This is a genomic window from Anaeromicropila herbilytica, from assembly GCF_016591975.1.
GTDB lineage: Bacteria > Bacillota > Clostridia > Lachnospirales > Lachnospiraceae > Anaeromicropila > Anaeromicropila herbilytica.
The window spans coordinates 3108986-3124497 of record NZ_AP024169.1 but is presented as its reverse complement, the minus strand read 5'-3'; the positions used below and the strand labels follow the sequence as shown (position 1 = coordinate 3124497).

Genomic DNA, 15512 nt, shown 5'->3' with positions numbered 1-15512 from the left:
ATTCGGGATGGATCCATTCTTTTTTTTAACTTATAGGAAATTTCTTATGAAAAATTTAAGAAAAAATTAATTGTAATTATATGGTAATTAAGATATTATTGTACTTGCTACCAAAATATGTAAACAATAAAGAGGGATGATTATGAGAAGAAGATGGAAAAGTGGTTTATCATTACTATTAGTTACAGTTCTATGTATAGTATCCGCATATACGGGAAATGGTGTAAAGGCTTCAACAGAAGTATATAATACGAATTCTAACATAGGTAATAAAACAATCGGAATTATTAATAATAAAGAAAAATTTCCGATAGACATAAATGGTCAATTAGATATTCCGTATCCTGAGCGATTACCAAAGGAAAAAGATACAAGCAATCGAATCAAGAGCTTTTCAGCAAGTGATTATGCTGGGACAAAAAAAGTAGCGGATAAGATAGCTTCTTATTTGACAACTACATATGGAGAAACAAGTGTTCAATATGCGTTAATTGATAATGGGAAGATTGTATTATCAGGTAATGCAGGTAATTATTCTCTAAGGGATAAATCAATCAGTTTATCAAATGATACAATGTATGGAATTGCATCTGTTAGTAAAATGTTTACAACTGCATCAGTAATGAAACTAGTTGAAGAAGGAAAAGTAAGTCTAGACACACCAGTAGTTAATTATATTCCTGAATTCAAGATGAAAGATGATCGCTATAAAAACATAACAGTTAGAATGTTATTAAATCATTCATCAGGTTTAATGGGAACGACTAACCCAAATATTATATTAATGGGTGACAATGATACTTTTTATCATGACCATTTACTGAAACAATTGGAGAATCAACGTCTAAAAGCGGATCCTGGAGCTTATAGTGTTTATTGTAATGATGGTTTCGCATTAGCTGAAATCTTAATAGAACGTGTCACAGGCATAGATTATACTACTTATATAACGAATACATTCTTAAAACCACTTTCTATGGATGATACGAAGACTCCTGTTAGTCAGTTTGATAGCACTAGATTAGCTAGAATATATTCTGCGGATATGAAAAATGAGTTGCCACAAGAAAATTTTAATGCCATTGGAACTGCTGGGTTATACTCTAATGCAGAAAATTTGTGTATATTCGCACAAACTTTTATGGAGCGAGGAAATGGTATTCTTACTCTAGAATCAAGAAAGGCTATGGAGAATAAAGAATATGAAAAGGGAATATGGACAGATAGTACAGACAACGTTCTTGGATATGGATTAGGATGGGATTGTGTTGATACCTATCCATTTAATCAATATAACATCAAAGCTTTGACGAAAGCTGGAGATAGCAATTTCTATCATACTAACATGATTGTGCTACCTGATAAAAATATGGCAATTGCTGTTGTGTCATCTGGTGGAAGTAGTGACTATAATCTAATTGCAGGGCAGCAAATATTACTAAATGCTTTGAAGGAAAAGGGAGATATTAGTGAGATTAAGCCAGATAAGACATATACAACTCCAGTAAAAGCACCATTACCAAATGAGTTGAAAAAATATGAAGGTTATTACCTTACCTCGGGTAGCATACTCTCGGTAAAAATGAAAGAAGATGGAACACTTTGCTTAACAAATCCACAATATAGTGAATACGGCTCTCAAACAATGATTTATACAGGAAATGGAAAATTTGTATCTAGTGATGGTAGTGTGACATTAGATTTTGTTGAGGAAAGTAATGGAGTAACTTACATTAGAAGAACATCTTATGATATGATGAAATACGTAGGGCAGACAGCTTGTTGCTTATATATTGGTCAAAAGATTCAAATAACAAAACCTTCCAATGAAATATTAAGTGCATGGAAAATGAGAGAAGGCAAAAGCTATTATCTAGTTAGTGAAAAATATTCATCCGCAATCTATTTAAGTGGGTGTCTTAAATCAGAATTAACTTTTACAAAAGGATTGGAAGGATATGTGGATATTCATAAAATAGTAGATGAAAATAATGCAATTTCTGAATTAAATGGTCCTGGATCACTAGCTAGAGATTTAAAAGATTATCATTTCTTCAAGAAAGGAAATACAGAATACTTTGATGTAAATGGATACGTATTTGTAGAAGGAAAAGTAGTTAAGAATCTACCTTCAAAGAAAAAATTTACATGTAAGATTAAAAATGATGGATATGCAGTATGGTATAATGTTGGAAAAGGAGAAAATAAACGAAGTATTAAGGTGAAGATTCCAAGTAAAGCAGCTTTTATGGTATATGATAGTGAAGGCAACCTAGTACTTGATTCTTATATAGCTAATACGAATAAGGTTACATTACCTAGAAATGGAACTATTGCATTTACAGGCAATGCAGACTCTCTTTTTGAAGTAGAATATCAATAAGAATAAGTTTTTATTAGTATTCAATGATGGAATAATGTGTTATAATTATAGTTGCATAGTAATTCGTATTACTATAGCTTACATAATAATTGGAGGTATAGTTTAATGGAAAAGTATGAATGTGTATGTGGTTATATTTATGATCCAGAGTTAGGAGATCCAGATGGTGGAATCGAACCAGGAACCAAGTGGGAAGACATACCAGAAGATTGGGTATGTCCAGTATGTGGATTAGATAAGACAGCTTTTTCAGTTATTGAATAATCCATAGTTATAACTAGTTAATTTGATAATAGAAGGCTATTCATTGAGTTATGTTATCTAAGTGTAACATAGCGCTTTGGATAGCCTTTTTGAATTATATTTTGATAAATTTATGCAAAATAATAGACATATCATTTAAAATATGTTAGTATAAATAAAAACAGTAACTATTACTAATTAAAGAAAATAATATTAATCAGTGATAGTAATAAAATATTTAAATGATATCTAATAAATGTTTAGATGAATAGAGGAAAGAGGGAATTGATATGAATAGAATATGTTTTTATGATACAAAGCCTTATGATAAAAAATATTTTGAAGCCAATAAAGATAAGTATGGTTTTGAAATTGATTATTTTGAAGAAAAATTAAACAGTAAAACTGCAATTATGGCAAAAGGATATGAGGCTGTAGTAGCATTTGTAAATGATACAATAGATAAGAAAACCGTAGATATTTTATATGAGAATGGTGTTAGATTAATTGCAATGCGTTGTGCAGGTTATAATAACATAGATTTTAAAGCTGCTTATGGCAAGATTCACGTAGTAAGAGTGCCAGCATATTCACCATATGCTGTGGCAGAACATGCTATGGCATTATTATTAACACTCAATCGAAAGATTCATAAATCATATAATAGAACAAGAGAATTCAATTTTAGTTTGAATGGACTAACAGGATTTGATCTACATGGAAAAACAGTTGGGGTAATCGGAACTGGTAAGATTGGTCGTATCTTTATTGATATCTGTAAGGGATTTGGTATGAATGTAATTGCGTATGACTTATTTCCAATAAAGGATTCAGATATTCATTATGTACCATTTGATGAATTATGTAAACAATCAGATATTATTTCTTTACATTGCCCTTTAACGAAAGAAACATTTCATTTAATAAATGAAGATTCAATTGGTAAGATGAAAAAAGGTGTGATAATTCTTAACACATCAAGGGGGGCATTAATCAACAGTGAAGATTTATTAAGTGGACTAAAAGATTCCATTATTGGTGGAGCAGGACTAGATGTTTACGAGGAGGAAACTGATCTATTCTATGAAGATATGTCATATACAATCATTCAGGATGATATCTTATCTAGAATGATTTCTATGCCTAATGTTATTGTAACATCACATCAAGCTTTTTTAACTGAGGAAGCTCTTTCTAATATAGCAGATACTACATTTGCTAATTTACAAGAATTCTTTTTAGGCAGTTCATTAAGTAATGAGATATGTTACCAATGTGGTAAAGGAGAAGCATGCAATAAGAAACAAAATGGAAAATGCTTTTAATAAGAAATTCTTTCATCACTACAATAATTCCTAATATTGAAGCGACGAGTGGCTAATAACTTTGATAAGAAATAGATATAAAGAGTTTCAACTCCTCAATGTGCCTGTCAGGTGTTGAACTTTTTATATCAAAATTAAAGTTATACACCATAAGGAGCTTTTTTTTGTATAAAAGTATATTTGGATTACAATTGGAAATATTTTTTATTATTTATTTGCAATTATACCATTATATGTTAAAATTACAAAGGACTATTGTAATATTTATATATTACATCATAGGCAGGGGGAAATTACATGGAAATAACAATGAAAATGTCAAAACATAGTGATATAAAAGAAAGATATACTTGGGCTACTAGTGACCTATATGAAAATATTGAAGCATGGTGGGAAGATTATTATAATTTACAAGTTATGATAAACCATATTTCTATTTATAAGGGAAGATTATCGGAATCAAGTGATATACTATTAGATTTTTTTCAATCAATGGATGAAGTGGGTAAATTGATTGATAGAGTGTATGGCTATGCTGACCGAAAAGTTGATGAAGACACTAATAATCCGAGCTATCAAGAAATAAGAGATAAAGCACTAGGATTGTATTTTAATCTTACTAGAGCTTCTGCTTTTTCTACTCCTGAAATTATTAATATTGATAATGAAAGGATGAATACATTACTTATGTCGAATAATGGAATTAAAAAATATAAAAATGCTATTATCGATATTATTAGAAAGAAAGAACATGTATTATCAGCTGAGATGGAAACATTGCTAGCATCTGCAAATGAAGTAGCAAAGTCGCCATTTAATACGTATTTAATGTTAATGAATAATGATATAATATATCCGCATATTATGGATGAACATGGAAATTCTATTCGAGTTACTAGTGAAAGAATTGTATCTTTCTTAGAAAGCAAAGATATGCGAGTTCGTAGGGAGGCTTTTGATGCATTCTATCATACCCTTAATCAGTTTCGAAGCACATTAGCGAGTACTTATAATGCAAATGTACGTAAGAATATTTTCTTTGCAAAAGCTAGAAGCTATGAAACAGCATTAGAAGCTGCTTTAGACGACACAAATATACCTACTAAAGTGTATAAAAACTTAATTGATTCCGTACATAATAACATGCATTATATGCATCGATATGTAAGGTTAAGAAAAAAATTATTAAATGTGGAAAAATTACATATGTATGATTTATATACTCCGGTAGTACAGAATGTAGATATGCATATACCTTTTGAAGAAGCAAAGAATATAGTGCTAGAAGCTTTAAAGCCACTTGGTGATGAATATCAAGAAGTTTTAAAACAAGCATTTGAAAATCGATGGATTGATGTGTACGAGAATGACGGAAAAAGAAGTGGAACGTCTTCATCAGATATCTATGGAGTGCATCCATACATACTGTTAAATTATAAAGATGATTTGGAAAGTTTATTTAAGTTAGCGCATGAAATAGGACATGCGGTTCATTCTTATTTGTCTAGTAAAGAGCAACCATATATCTATTCAAAATATGAAACATTTGTTTTAGAAGTTGGTTCGATGTGTAATGAAGCAATGCTATTAAGATATTTAATGTTAAAAAGTAATAATAAGTTGGAAAAAGCATACTTAATTAATTATTTTCTTGAGCAATTTAGAATTATTTTATATAGACAAACAATGTTTGCAGAGTATGAAATGATTACATATCGCTTAGTAGAAGAAGGGCAGAATCTATCTTCTGAGTTATTGAAAGAAGTATACTGTGAATTAAATAGAGGTTATTTTGGAGAAGATATAATTATTGATGAGGAAATTGGAATGGAGTGGGCGAGAATTCCTCACTTTTATTACAATTTTTATGTTTATCAATTTGCAACTGGATATGGTGCAGCAATTGCTATTTTTAAAAGATTATTATATGAAGGCGAAAAAGCCATCAACGATTATATACATTTCTTAAAGGCTGGATGTAGTCTTACACCGATAGAATTGTTAAAACAAGCAGGGGTAGATATGACAACAAGTAAACCAATTGACGATGCTTTATATATGTTCGGAACATTAATTAATGAAATGGAAGATTTACTAAAAGAGGATAACTAGATTGATCTACATTTAGAACTGATCCGATACATACAATGAAAACATATGATTGTGTTAAATTAAATTGTGTGATATGATATCTCTAATAGAAATAGTTCAGACTATTTCATCTCTTAATGAAATTAGAAGAAAAATAAAAATATAGTTTTTAAAAGGAGTAAGTTATGAATTATGATAGTTTAAAATTAGAGAATCAATTATGCTTTCCACTTTATGCCTGTTCTAGACAGATTATTAAATTATATAAACCGTTTTTAGATCCATTGGGCTTAACCTATACTCAATATATTACTTTGATGGCTCTATGGGAGAAAGATAACATTACCGTAAAGGAATTAGGATATTTACTTTTCTTGGATTCTGGTACATTAACACCTGTATTAAAGAAACTTGAAACACAAGGAATTGTCACAAGGAAAAGATCAGAAGATGATGAGAGAAATGTATATATTAAATTAACGAAAGAGGGTATTGAGTTAAAAGATAAAGCAGTATCTGTGCCAAAGTCTATGGCTAATTGCATCCCTTTATCAAGCGAAGATGCTAAGAATCTTCATAGGATATTACATAAGATTCTTGAAATTGATATGGTAGCTCATGAATAGATAGATAAATAGATATGAAATGTATTCAACTTGGTTGGATACATTTTTTTTATCTGTAGATAAGAAATAAATTTATTTAAAGTTTGTACTTGACGAAGATAATAAGATTGAATATAATTAAATTGTAGACAATTAAATGATAGATATAAGGAGAATACATATTATGAGCATTTATAAAATTAACGTAAATAATATTATGGATGAAGAAATATCTTTATCTGAGTATGAAGGAGAGGTACTACTTATAGTTAATACAGCAACAAGATGTGGTTTTACACCACAGTATGATGAACTTCAAGACTTATATGAAAAATATCATTCAGAAGGCTTTGTGATATTAGATTTTCCATGTAATCAATTTGCGAATCAAGCACCAGAAAGTAATGAAGAAATAGCAAGTTTTTGTGATGCAAAATTTGGAATTACATTTCCTATGCATGCTAAGATAGAAGTAAAGGGTGATAATGCACATCCATTATATCGACATCTAACAAGTGAGAAAGGATTTCAAGGATTTATAGAAGAGAATGAGACTTTCATAGAAGCATTAGAACGTATTGATCCAAATTATAAAGAGAACGATGATATTAAGTGGAATTTTACTAAATTTTTAGTTGATCGAAAGGGTAATGTTATCGAAAGATTTGAGCCAACCGATCCGATTTATGATATCGATAGAAGAATAGCGGAATTACTTCGGGAATAATTAGGTAGTAATATAGTAAGTGTGATTCATATAGTCGTTGTATAGGTAAAAGTTTTTTGTGGAATAGTTACACGTTTGTTACATTTTGTAACATGTTATTTAACATGTGTGTAATAGACATTTTCTTGGATTCATATTATAATTGTATTGTCTAGTGATTATTTTTTATAACCAAATAGAATATAATAAATGAGAAGATTTGTTAAATTTCTCATATAATTTAGAGAGGTATACAATGGAAAAGCAGAAAAATTTGTTTAAAATGAATACAATATTGCTGATTATATTAACCTGTCTAGCGTTCTTTATTATGATTTATATTGGTTTTTCTATTTATTTTAAGAGTCACTTCCTATTTGGAACATACATTAATGATGTTAACTATTCAGGAAAATCAATTGAAAAGGTAGAACAATCAATAACAAATCGAATAGATACTTATGTATTGAAGCTAGAGGAAAGAGGCAATAAAAAAGAGTACATAGCCTCAAGCGATATTGATATGAAAGCTACGTTAGATGACAGCGTGCAAAAAGTATTAAATAAGCAAAAACCATATCTTTGGATTTCGTCACTATGGCAAGAGCATCATTATGATGTAGGTGTTGCTGCTTCTTATGATGAAAAGTTGCTAAAGAAAGCAGTAGATCAATTAGAATGTTTTAAAGAAGATAAAGTTGAAAAGCCAGTGGATGCTTATATTAGTGATTATTCAGCAAATGGATATCAAATAGTCGAAGCAGTGCAAGGAAACCAAGTAGACAAAAAGAAACTCTATACTAAAGTAAAAGATGCAATAAATCATCAGAACAAAAAACTATCTTTAGAAGATGAGGATTGTTATATCAAACCAAAGTACACGGCGGATTCCAAAGAGCTACAACAAGCGCTCGAAAAACTGAACGAATATATTGATACAACAATTACATATCAATTCGGTGATGTGAAAGAAGTTGTTGATGCATCAGTTATTAGCCAATGGTTAGAGGTAAATGATAATATGAAAGTTGTCATTAACCCTGATAGCGTTAAAAAGTATGTAGATTATTTAGGATATACTTATAATACCTTTGGGAAGAAGAGAGATTTTAAAACATCCTATAATAAAACCATAAAAGTGATCGGTGGTGACTATGGATGGTGGTTAAATCGAGGAGCTGAGGTTAAGGAGTTAATTGCTGCGGTTAAGAAAGGCGACGATATACTGAAGGAGCCTAATTATTATCAGAAAGCTAGAAGTTACGGTGAATATGACTTTGGTGATACCTATGTGGAAGTAAATCTAAAAGAACAGCATCTATTCTTCTATAAAGAGGGAAAACTTATTGTGGATTCGGACTTTGTATCAGGTAATGTATCGAAGGGGCATGGAACACCAATTGGAACTTATTCGATTACGTATAAACAAAGGGATGCTACTCTAGTTGGTGAAAATTATAGTACACCAGTACATTATTGGATGCCATTTAATAACAATATAGGTCTTCATGATGCATCTTGGAGAAGTGAATTTGGTGGAAAGATATATTTAACACGTGGTTCACATGGTTGTGTTAATCTACCACCGGCAGTAGCAAAGAAAATATATGAAAACATTGAAAAAGGTACAGCAGTTATTTGCTATGAGTTGGAAGTAGATGGAGCTAAAGAAGGTACACAGGATAATGCATCAAATGATGGAGTTTCAACGAATGAAAATAGTGATGTAAATCAGAATAATAGCCTTCAAGATAATGCTGGGAATAACAATTAAATTAATACAATATGTTAAGAATAGAAAGTGGGATACGATGATAAGTATTCCGCTTTTTCTTAGTTTAGATATTTTCTCTAAATGGGAAGAAACTCTTTGTTTAAAAAAAATATGAAATTTGGAAAGAGGCTTATAATCAAGGATTTTATAGAAGTATAATAACAGTTTTTTATAGATTTAATTTTTTTATATATAAAATAACAGTAATACTAAACTCTCAGTTTATCATAACTAAAAAAATGCTTGCATTTCATATGGAATATTAGTATAATAAATCTGCTTGTTCGAGGGAAACATAAGAAATGATAAAGAAAGGTTGTGATGTTAGGGTTGGATAAAAAGCTAACATTATATGGCTTTAATAATCTCACAAAAACACTAAGTTTTAATATCTATGATGTATGCTATGCAAAGAGTGAGAGAGAACAAAAGGATTATATTGCTTATATAGATGAACAATATAATTCAGAACGTTTAACGAATATATTATGTGATGTTACAGAAATGATTGGTGCTCATATACTCAATATTTCAAAACAAGATTATGATCCACAGGGAGCTTCCGTGAATATTCTTATTGCAGAAGGCTCTTTATCATCAGAACACATTGATGAATCATGTAATCAAGGTAAATATACCCTAACACAAAGAGATTCCGTGCATGCACATCTTGATAAAAGTCATGTTACGGTTCATACATTTCCAGAATATCATCCTGATAACTCAATCTCTACATTCCGTGTAGACATTGATGTATCAACTTGTGGTGAAATATCACCATTAAATGCACTTGATTATTTGATTGGAAGTTTTGATTCTGATATTATTACGATTGATTACCGTGTACGCGGATTTACAAGAGATATGAGTGGAAAGAAATATTTTATTGATCATGATATAACATCCATTCAAGATTATATAGATGATGTAACTTTAACAAAATATGATGCAATTGATGTCAATGTATATCAATCCAATATATTTCATACAAAAATGCTAATTAAAGAGATTGAATTACAGAATTACCTATTTAATAAAGATGTTTATGAATTGCCTCCAAAACAAAGACTTGATATTACTAATAGCCTACGTCAAGAGATGATTGAAATATTTAGTGGAATGAACATTTATTGATGATATAAAATAGACATCATTTTTCGCCATCTTGATTTATAAGCCTACTATGGTGGGCGGATGGGAGCTTACAATATGAAAAAATTAACACAACATAATGCACCGGTTCATGAAGCGTTAGAAAAGCACAGATTGAATCGAGTGGTTCCATTTGACGTTCCAGGTCATAAAGGTGGAAGAGGCAATGAAGAATTAACAGAATTTTTGGGTGAAAGATGTTTAAAAGTTGATGTGAATTCAATGAAGCCACTTGATAACTTATGTCATCCTGTTTCTGTTATAAAGGATGCTCAAGAATTGGCTGCAGAAGCATTTGGAGCAAACTCTGCATTTTTTATTGTGAATGGTACTACTGCTGCTGTTCAAGCAATGGTTATGTCAACTTGTAAAGCGGGAGATAAAATCATAATGCCTAGAAATGTGCATCGAAGTGCAATTAATGCACTAGTAGTATGTGGAGCGATTCCAGTATATATTAATCCAGGTGTTAATAAGGAACTTGGTATACCACTTGGTATGCGAATAGAAGATGTTAAGAATGCAATCAAAAAGCATCCAGATGCAAAAGCAATATTAGTGAATAATCCTACTTATTATGGAATATGTTCTAATCTAAAAGAAATTGTATCATTGGCACATGAAAATAATATGAAAGTATTAGTAGATGAAGCGCACGGTACACATTTCTATTTTGGTGAGGATATGCCAATCTCTGGGATGGCTGCAGGTGCTGATATGGCAGCAGTTAGTATGCACAAGACTGGTGGTTCTTTAACACAGAGCTCAATCCTATTATGTGGAGAAGCAATGAATGAAGATTATGTTAGACAAGTAATTAATCTTACTCAGACAACAAGCGGATCCTATTTATTACTTACTTCACTTGATATTACTCGTAAGAACTTATATCTAAATGGAAAAGAGATATTTAGAAAAACAGTAGAATTTGCAGAATATGCAAGAGCAGAGATTAATAAATTAGGAGGCTATTATGCATTTTCATCTGAATTAATTGATAATGATGCAGTCTTTGATTTTGATAAAACCAAATTGTCCATTCACACAAGAGATATCGGTCTTGCTGGAATTGAGGTATATGATATCTTAAGAGATGAATATGGTATTCAGATTGAATTTGGTGATATAGGTAATGTTCTTGCTATCATCTCAGCAGGAGATCGTGCATTTGAGATTGAACGTCTTATTGGTTCTTTATCTGAGATTAAGCGACTATATTCCAAGGATAAAGCGGGTATGTTTGACCATGAGTATATTAATCCAGAAGTTGTATTAACGCCTCAGAAGGCATTCTATAGTGAACAAAAATCGCTCCTCTTAGAAGATAGTGTAGATCAAATCTGTGGGGAATTTGTTATGTGTTATCCTCCTGGAATTCCAATTCTAGCACCAGGTGAACGTATTACCGAAGATATTATTAATTACATTAAATATGCCAAAGATAAAGGCTGCTTTTTAACTGGAACACAAGATATGAATGTTGAACATATTAATGTCGTAGTGGAGGTAGAATAAATGGAATTATGGTTTACAGAACAACATACCAAGGATGTGAACTTTTCCATTCGTGTGGAAAAGCAGTTGTATAGTAGTCAAAGCGATTTTCAAAAAATAGATATATTCGATACAAAAGAATTCGGTAAGATTCTCACTTTAGATGGTTATATTATGGTTACAGAAAAAGATGAATTTATCTATCATGATATGATTACGCATGTTCCAATGGCTACAAATCCAAACATTAAAAAAGTTCTTGTTATCGGGGCAGGAGATGGTGGAACGATACGAGAACTTACGAGATATAGCACAATAGAACAAATTGATATGGTTGAAATTGATCCGATGGTTGTAAGTGCTTGTCAGGAATATATACCACAGACTGCTTGTAAGTTAACGGATGAAAGAGTTCACATTTATTATGAAGATGGTCTCAAATTCGTAAGAACGAAGAATAATGAGTATGATTTAGTGATTGTAGATTCTACTGATCCATTTGGACCTGGGGAAGGTTTATTTACGAAAGAGTTCTATGGAAACTGTTATAATGCTTTAACTGAGGACGGTATCTTAGTTAACCAACATGAAAGTACATTCTATGATGAGTACGTTGCCACTATGCAAAGAGCGCATAAACGAATTAAAGAATTATTTCCTGTTGTTGGTGTATATCAAGCGCATATACCAACCTATCCTTCAGGCCATTGGTTATTTGGATTTGCTTCTAAAAAGTATGATCCAATCAAAGACTTTCATGCAGATCAATGGAATCAGTTAGGATTGATAACTAAATATTATAACACAGATCTTCATGTTGGAGCCTTTGCTGTTCCTAATTATGTGAAAGAATTATTAGAAGATGTAAAACAATAATAATACGTATTTTGTGAGTGGAACGAAACGAAAATCACAGAAAACTTGATATTAAATTATTCAAGACAAATAGAAAAAAAGATAATTAAACGATAAATATCAAAGGAGACTAAAGTAAAATGGGAAAAGCGCTAATTATTGGTGCTGGCGGCGTTGCTAGCGTTGTAGTACACAAATGTTGTCAAAATTCAGAAGTATTCGAGGAAATATGTATTGCAAGTAGAACAGTTTCAAAATGTGATGCATTAAAAGAAAAATTGCAAGGTGGAAAAACAAAAATCACAACTGCACAGGTAGATGCAGACAATGTTGACGAGTTAATTGCTTTAATCAATAAGGAAAAACCAGATATTGTTATTAATGTAGCACTTCCATATCAAGATTTAACAATCATGGATGCTTGTCTTGCAACTAAAGTAGATTATATGGATACTGCTAATTATGAGCCATTAGATACCGCCAAATTCGAGTACAAATGGCAATGGGAATATAAAGAAAAATTTGAAAAAGCAGGAATAACAGCACTTCTTGGAAGTGGATTTGATCCTGGTGTTACAGGTGTATTCTCTGCATATGCTCTAAAGCATGAATTTGATGAGATTCATTACATTGATATCCTAGATGCTAATGCAGGTGATCACGGATATCCATTTGCTACGAATTTTAATCCAGAAATTAATATTCGAGAAGTCACTGCGAATGGTAGCTATTGGGAAAATGGCGATTGGGTTGAAACTGAACCAATGGAGATTAAAAGAGTATATGATTTCCCTGAAATTGGTGAAAAAGATATGTACTTATTACATCATGAAGAATTAGAGTCATTAGCTCTAAACATTACAGGAATCAAAAGAATCCGATTCTTTATGACATTCTCTGAAAGATATTTAACTCATTTAAAGGTTCTTGAAAATGTTGGAATGACTTCTATTAAACCTATTATGTTTGAAGGAAAAGAAATTGTACCATTACAATTCTTAAAAGCAGTACTTCCTGATCCAGCATCTTTAGGACCAAGAACAAAAGGTAAGACAAACATCGGTTGTATCTTTAAAGGTATCAAAGATGGTAAAGAAAAGACTTACTATATATATAATGTATGTGATCACGAAGAATGTTATAAAGAAGTTGGATCACAAGCTATCTCCTATACAACAGGTGTGCCAGCAATGATTGGTGCGATGATGGTTATGACTGGTAAATGGAAGAAACCAGGCGTATATAATATTGAAGAATTTGATCCAGATCCATTCATGGATGCTTTAAATAAATTTGGTTTACCTTGGAAAGAATGCCACTCTCCAGAGTTAGTAGACTAAAGATATAAAGGAATCAAAAGAAATAAGCAAGGTTGATAGAATCATCTTCAACCTTGCTTATTTCAAACTTCTAATTATTGATTAACATTTAATGATAAGATTACTACTTACTAGTTTAAAATATATCAAGTATTCAATTGAATTTTAACTGTGAAGTATAAGTAAATAAATAAAACAGAAAGGAATGCCACTGATTATTTGTAAAGAATTTGATATGGCAGTTACAATAGGTATAAATATGGAACTAGATTTTACAAAGGTACCAACACCAGCTTATGTTGTAGATGAAAGGCTTTTAAAAAAGAATCTTGAGATTCTAAAATCAGTTATCGATCAAACAGGCTGTAAGATACTATTAGCACAAAAAGCATTTTCAATGTTTTCTGTATATCCATTAATAAGTAAGTACTTAAACGGAACAACAGCAAGCTCACTTTTTGAAGCAAAATTAGGACATGAAGAAATGGAAGGAGAAGTTCACATCTACTCTCCAGCATATATGGAGGAAGAGATAGATGAGATTATATCAATCTGTGATCATATTGTTTTTAACTCAAAAAATCAATGGGAAAAATACCTTGATAAAGTAAAGCAAAGTGGCCGTCATGTGGAATGTGGATTAAGAATCAATCCAGAATATTCAGAGATCGAGACAGATATGTATAATCCTTGTTTTGAAAATTCTAGATTAGGAATCACTTTAGAACAACTCAAAGAAATTAATCTACAAGGAATTGATGGATTACATTTTCATACCATGTGTGAGCAAAATTCAGATGTCTTAGAACGTACCTTAAAGGTAGTAGAAGAAAGATTTGGTTCTTACTTACATGACATGAAATGGATTAATTTTGGTGGTGGCCACCATATCACCAGAGAGGACTATGATCTAGAGACATTAATTCGTTGTATCAAACATATCAAGGATACCTACAATGTAGAAGTATACCTAGAACCAGGAGAAGCAGTAGCACTTAATACAGGATTTCTTGTAACTAAGGTTCTAGATATCGTTGAAAGCAAGATGAATCTAGCTATAGTCGACACATCAGCAGCTTGCCATATGCCAGATGTACTTGAGATGCCTTACCGTCCAAATATTATTGGTTCTGGAAAAGCGAATGAATATCCATATACGTATAGACTTGGTGCACCAACTTGTCTATCTGGTGATGTGATTGGAGACTATTCATTTAAGGAACCCCTAAAAGAGGGAGATCGTCTAGTATTCTGCGATATGGCTATTTATACCATGGTTAAGAATAATACTTTTAATGGAATGAACCTTCCATCCATTGTTTTATATAGCGAAGATGAAGGCATGAAAGTGATACGTAAGTTTGGTTATGAAGATTTTAAAATGAGACTATCATAATCGAGTAGTTGGAAGCTATATAATAAAATATTATAAAAAATGAATTATAGAATGTTCGCCCTTTTCTACTTGGGGCGGACATTTTTTATATAAATAACAAAATTTGGTTGACAGTGTAACATTGTTGTGTTATATTCTCTGTAACGAAACAATGTTACGTTACAGACAT

12 protein-coding genes are annotated in these 15512 nt (G+C 31.2%); all 12 read left to right on the top strand.

From position 1 onward, the window contains the following. The first annotated feature begins 142 nt into the window (after positions 1–142). The 12 genes from bsdtb5_RS13535 (at position 143) to nspC (ending at position 15343) form a co-directional block, all read left to right on the top strand. Positions 143–2383, top strand: a complete 2241-nt coding sequence (locus tag bsdtb5_RS13535) for a serine hydrolase domain-containing protein (RefSeq protein WP_271712512.1) — start codon at positions 143–145, stop codon at positions 2381–2383. 105 nt (positions 2384–2488) lie between these two features. Beyond that, the gene (gene rd / locus bsdtb5_RS13530) at positions 2489–2647 is read left to right on the top strand and encodes a rubredoxin (protein ID WP_271712511.1); all 159 of its coding nucleotides are present in this window, start codon (positions 2489–2491) and stop codon (positions 2645–2647) included. A gap of 269 nt (positions 2648–2916) precedes the next feature. After that, on the top strand, positions 2917–3951 hold the full coding sequence (locus bsdtb5_RS13525) for a 2-hydroxyacid dehydrogenase (RefSeq protein ID WP_271712510.1): 1035 nt from the start codon (positions 2917–2919) through the stop codon (positions 3949–3951). Between the two features lie 297 nt (positions 3952–4248). Then, complete coding sequence (gene pepF, locus bsdtb5_RS13520; protein ID WP_271712509.1) at positions 4249–6063, top strand: oligoendopeptidase F; 1815 nt, start codon at positions 4249–4251, stop codon at positions 6061–6063. A gap of 164 nt (positions 6064–6227) precedes the next feature. Beyond that, the gene (locus tag bsdtb5_RS13515; RefSeq protein ID WP_271712508.1) at positions 6228–6668 is read left to right on the top strand and encodes a MarR family winged helix-turn-helix transcriptional regulator; all 441 of its coding nucleotides are present in this window, start codon (positions 6228–6230) and stop codon (positions 6666–6668) included. Positions 6669–6831: 163 nt separating this feature from the next. Continuing rightward, positions 6832–7374 (top strand): glutathione peroxidase, encoded by a 543-nt coding sequence (locus bsdtb5_RS13510; protein ID WP_271712507.1) that lies wholly within the window; start codon positions 6832–6834, stop codon positions 7372–7374. A 235-nt stretch (positions 7375–7609) separates the two neighbouring features. Continuing rightward, positions 7610–9127 carry a L,D-transpeptidase family protein gene (locus bsdtb5_RS13505; protein ID WP_271712506.1) on the top strand — a complete coding sequence of 506 codons (1518 nt, stop codon included), beginning with the start codon at positions 7610–7612 and terminating at the stop codon, positions 9125–9127. A gap of 330 nt (positions 9128–9457) precedes the next feature. Further along, positions 9458–10261: an adenosylmethionine decarboxylase gene (speD, locus tag bsdtb5_RS13500; RefSeq protein WP_334297411.1), complete on the top strand. Its 804-nt coding sequence runs from the start codon at positions 9458–9460 to the stop codon at positions 10259–10261. 75 nt (positions 10262–10336) lie between these two features. Then, the gene (locus bsdtb5_RS13495) at positions 10337–11794 is read left to right on the top strand and encodes an aminotransferase class I/II-fold pyridoxal phosphate-dependent enzyme (RefSeq protein WP_271712504.1); all 1458 of its coding nucleotides are present in this window, start codon (positions 10337–10339) and stop codon (positions 11792–11794) included. Beyond that, entirely contained in the window at positions 11795–12649 is an 855-nt protein-coding gene (speE, locus tag bsdtb5_RS13490; protein WP_271712503.1) for a polyamine aminopropyltransferase, read from the top strand. A gap of 119 nt (positions 12650–12768) precedes the next feature. Next, entirely contained in the window at positions 12769–13968 is a 1200-nt protein-coding gene (locus bsdtb5_RS13485; protein WP_271712502.1) for a saccharopine dehydrogenase family protein, read from the top strand. 214 nt (positions 13969–14182) lie between these two features. Next, positions 14183–15343, top strand: a complete 1161-nt coding sequence (gene nspC / locus bsdtb5_RS13480; RefSeq protein ID WP_271712501.1) for a carboxynorspermidine decarboxylase — start codon at positions 14183–14185, stop codon at positions 15341–15343. Positions 15344–15512: the final 169 nt, after the last annotated feature.